The organism is Mesorhizobium sp. M2A.F.Ca.ET.067.02.1.1 (assembly GCF_004023285.1).
Taxonomy (GTDB): Bacteria; Pseudomonadota; Alphaproteobacteria; order Rhizobiales; family Rhizobiaceae; genus Mesorhizobium.
Window position 1 is genome coordinate 1 of record NZ_RZSB01000626.1, and the last position, 3,570, is coordinate 3,570.

At 60.8% G+C, this 3,570-nt stretch carries 4 protein-coding genes; 3 read left to right on the top strand and 1 reads right to left on the bottom strand.

Annotation, left to right across the window (positions count from 1 at the left end):
* Positions 1 to 24 precede the first annotated feature (24 nt).
* Complete coding sequence (locus EOA28_RS28880; protein ID WP_127250944.1) at positions 25 to 708, top strand: DsbA family protein; 684 nt, start codon at positions 25 to 27, stop codon at positions 706 to 708.
* 40 nt (positions 709 to 748) lie between these two features.
* Here EOA28_RS28880 and EOA28_RS28885 read toward each other — a convergent pair whose 3' ends face one another.
* Positions 749 to 1,183, bottom strand: coding sequence for a hypothetical protein (locus EOA28_RS28885; RefSeq protein WP_127250943.1), 435 nt, complete (start codon positions 1,181 to 1,183; stop codon positions 749 to 751).
* Between the two features lie 255 nt (positions 1,184 to 1,438).
* Between EOA28_RS28885 and EOA28_RS28890 the strand changes: the two genes are divergently transcribed.
* Both EOA28_RS28890 and EOA28_RS28895 read left to right on the top strand, forming a co-directional pair.
* Positions 1,439 to 1,840: a hypothetical protein gene (locus EOA28_RS28890; protein ID WP_127250942.1), complete on the top strand. Its 402-nt coding sequence runs from the start codon at positions 1,439 to 1,441 to the stop codon at positions 1,838 to 1,840.
* 355 nt (positions 1,841 to 2,195) lie between these two features.
* The coding region (locus EOA28_RS28895; RefSeq protein ID WP_189342228.1) for an ATP-binding cassette domain-containing protein at positions 2,196 to 3,570 on the top strand (1,375 nt) is incomplete at its 3' end.

Below are 3,570 nucleotides of genomic sequence, written 5' to 3' on the forward strand. Positions count from 1 at the left end.
ATTGAGACCAAACAGGAGACGAGCATGAGCGCCGAGAACTCCATCACTGTCGATGTTGTGTCCGATGTCGTCTGCCCCTGGTGCTTCATCGGCCAGAAGCGGTTGGACAAGGCCATTGCTGCCGCAAGCGATGTCGACGTGCGTGTCAGTTGGCGACCATTCCAGCTCGATCCGACCATCCCGCCTGGAGGCATGGATCGCCGCCAATACATGCTCGGCAAGTTCGGCAGCGAGGAACGCATTCAACAGATCCATGCGCGCATCGAGCCGCTGGGCGAAGCCGAGGGAATCCACTTCGCGTTCGGTGCCATCAAGGTCGCGGCCAACACGCTGGACGCGCATCGCGTCATCCGCTGGGCGGGCGCCGCGGGCGAAGATGTGCAGAACCGGCTGGTGCGCCGCCTCTTCCAGCTGAATTTCGAGGAAGGCGCCAATATCGGCGACCATGCCGTGCTGGTGAAGGCCGCTGGCGAGGCCGGCATGGATGCGTCCGTGGTCGAGACGCTGCTGCCGACCGACGCCGATGTCGAGGCCGTCCGCAACGAGATCACCACCGCTTCGCGCATGGGCATCACCGGTGTGCCCTGCTTCCTGCTCGAGGGCAAATACGCGGTGATGGGCGCACAAGATGCCGACACACTTGCCGACGCGATCCGCCAGGTGGCCCAGGCCAAGGCGCGCGGCGAATTGGAAACCGTCGCGGACTGAGCATCGTCCGGCGCAGCTCGGGCGAAAGGCTACGGTTCTCCTATTTCGCGGTCACCTTGGCCTTGCTCAGGAAGAAGCCGTGGCCATTGCTGCCGGTGCAGTTCAGTCCCTTCGTCGCCGACTGGCAGGAAAACGGCCCCTGGCTCCAACTGTTGCCGTAGCCGAGCTTGGTCGCGTCGCTGCAACAGCCCTGCTCGCCGGGATTCTTGATCAGCCTCGCCGGCCCTTTGGGTCCCAAAATCACCGTGACGTAGCTCGGCTCGACGCGCGAGCAGGAAAGCTCCGGCCCGCCATCCCGCGGCTGGTAGGTGCTGGTGCCGCCCTTCGGCGTGTAGATGCAGCCGATATTGCCGGACGGCGTGTTGAACTCGACCTGGCCTTCGGCGCTGGCCGGAATGCTCTGGCTGCCGGCATGCGCCGCCGACAGACAGGTGAAAATGCCGAGCAGCGCGAGTGCGGTTGTCCGTGCAGGCATGTCATCCCCCTCGACACAAACCATCGCCGGGCAGATTCGACCCGGCAGGCGGGCGTTGTCAATCCTGTTCAGCCGCCAAAAACACGATCTGGTGAATCGCCTCGATCAGGGCGCTGAGCTAGGATCGGCAAGGGTTTAGCTGATTTGAAGGGGCACCGAATGGCGGTCAGGCGTCGCGCATTGTCGCTGTTGTGCTTGCCTCTCGCCCTTGGGCTTCCGCTGACATTGCAGCGTGTGTCCGCCGAGGAACCCGTCATGTCGGCGACTTTCGAGGGCAAGCCCTGGACGGCGTCCTTCACCTTGGCCCAGACGATGCAGATGGGCGGCAAGCCGATGCTGAACTTGTCGGGAACAGAACAGGGGTCGCCGACCATGACCTTCAATTCGATGCTCGAGCTCAAGGATCCGAACGACCTTGCCGGCGGCTATCCGCTCAAGACGGGCTCCCCCGCCAACAGCGCCAACTTCAACATTCTCGATTCCGGCGCCATGGTAGGCCATGTCCGTTTCAGCAGCAGGAAGATCGTCATCGACAAATACGACGCAACCGCAAAGACCATTTCCGGTCATTTCAGCGCCTCCGGAAAAGACGAATCGGGCAAGCCCGAAGAGGTCACCGACGGCAAATTTTCGGGCATTCCGGTCACCGCCCAGTAGCCATTTCGGCTGATCGGCACCCCTTTTCGTTCACAAACCCGTGTTTTTTGCTTCCCTAAGGGAAGCTTTTCGCCTGGCAGCTAAATTGGCCTTAAGTGGCTGGAATAAAAGCGGAATTCACCGAGACAAATCCTATCTCGGGATTGGCTTTCTGTTGCCCTCGCGCCACGGCGGGTAACCCTGCTCACATTCCTCGCCAGAAAATTAATTGAAAATGATCAATTGGTGTTACCATGTGTAACAAAACTAGAAAGGTTTGGGCGGGATCGTGACTGGGGTCGTTAGACCGCAACGTACAGTACCGGAGCAAACATCCAGTGAGGCAAGGACCTCGCACCTGACGCCGGTATCGTCGATGCGTACATTCTGGGGGCTGATGCGAGCGTACTGGTTCTCCGACCGGTGGAAGGAAGCCTGGACGCTCACCTTCGTCATCGCCGCCCTCACCGCTCTCTCCAGCAAGGCCGGCGTTTGGTTTGCCGTGGCGTTGGGCGAACTCGGCAATTCGATCGCTTTCCTCCACGATGCCGCCAACACCCATCCGCTGCAGACCATCCTGACCAACGCCGGCATACTGGTACTGCTGGTGATCCTGAAAGATGCCGGCTTCACCGGCGTGCGCAACCTCGTTTCAACGACCCTGCACCGCAAATGGCGCGGTTGGCTGGACAACCAGTTCAACCAAGCCCTGCTAGACGGCAATCATACCCATTTCCATGCCCAGCATGGTTCGGCGGTCGGCGGCGTCGTCGCTCCCGACAATATCGACCAGCGCATCCAGGAATCGATCAAGGACATGACCGGCGGCGCCATCGGCCTCGCCATGGGCGTGCTCGGCGTGGCGACTTCGCTTTATTTCATTGGCGAAAACCTGATCGGATCATCGGTCGAGGTCAAAGGCCTAGAATTCCTAGGCGGCTATGGCACCGCGGTGCTGGCTTTCCTTGGCGTCGCCATCTACGTGCCGCTGAACACCTGGATCGCGGTCAAGCTCGGACGCCTGCTCGAGCGGCTCAATGTCCGCATGCAACAGGCGGAGGGCAGCTACCGCAGCGAACTCATTACATTCCTGCGCCGCAGCTTCCACGTTGCCGCCTCGCATGGCGAGGACGTGCAGAAGTCGATGCATGACAGGCTCTATGTCGATATCGACAAGACATGGGGCCGACTGAATATCGTCAACACCAGCTACACCTCGTTCGAGCTGATCTACAATTTCGTCGGCGCCCGTATCGTTGCCTACGCGCCAGGCCTCTTGTCGTTCATCCACAACCGCCTCGACTACAAAGGCTACATCACCGGTTCCGAAATGGTCGCCCAGTTGATCAGCCAGTGCTCGTGGTTCATCCATGTCATGCCGGCGATTGCGACGCTCAGAGCCAACAGCCAGCGCGTGACCGAGCTCGCCAACGCGATCGAGAACGTCCAGCGCCCGCGGGAATTCTACCAGCAGACCGGCCGATCCGACTTCAGCTACGCGAGCCAGAATCCGGTTTTCGGTCTCACCATCCAGAAGCTGGAACTCGCCCATCAAGGCGAGGACGCCACACCTTTCCTCAGCGCTGCGAACCTCCGTTTCCGCCGCGGCGAATGGACCTTCCTCAAGGGCGAGTCCGGCTGCGGCAAGACATCGCTGATCAAGGCGATCAATGGCCTGTGGCCTTATGGCCGCGGCACCATCGTCTTCCCGGAAGGCGTCACCAATTTCTACGCTGCCCAGGAGGTCAAGC

Bases quoted from the DNA above. Each gene is read 5' to 3' on its own strand.
- EOA28_RS28880 (WP_127250944.1), top strand. From the start codon at position 25: ATGAGCGCCGAGAACTCCATCACTGTCGATGTTGTGTCCGATGTCGTC.
- EOA28_RS28885 (WP_127250943.1), bottom strand. From the start codon at position 1,183: ATGCCTGCACGGACAACCGCACTCGCGCTGCTCGGCATTTTCACCTGT.
- EOA28_RS28890 (WP_127250942.1), top strand. From the start codon at position 1,439: ATGTCGGCGACTTTCGAGGGCAAGCCCTGGACGGCGTCCTTCACCTTG.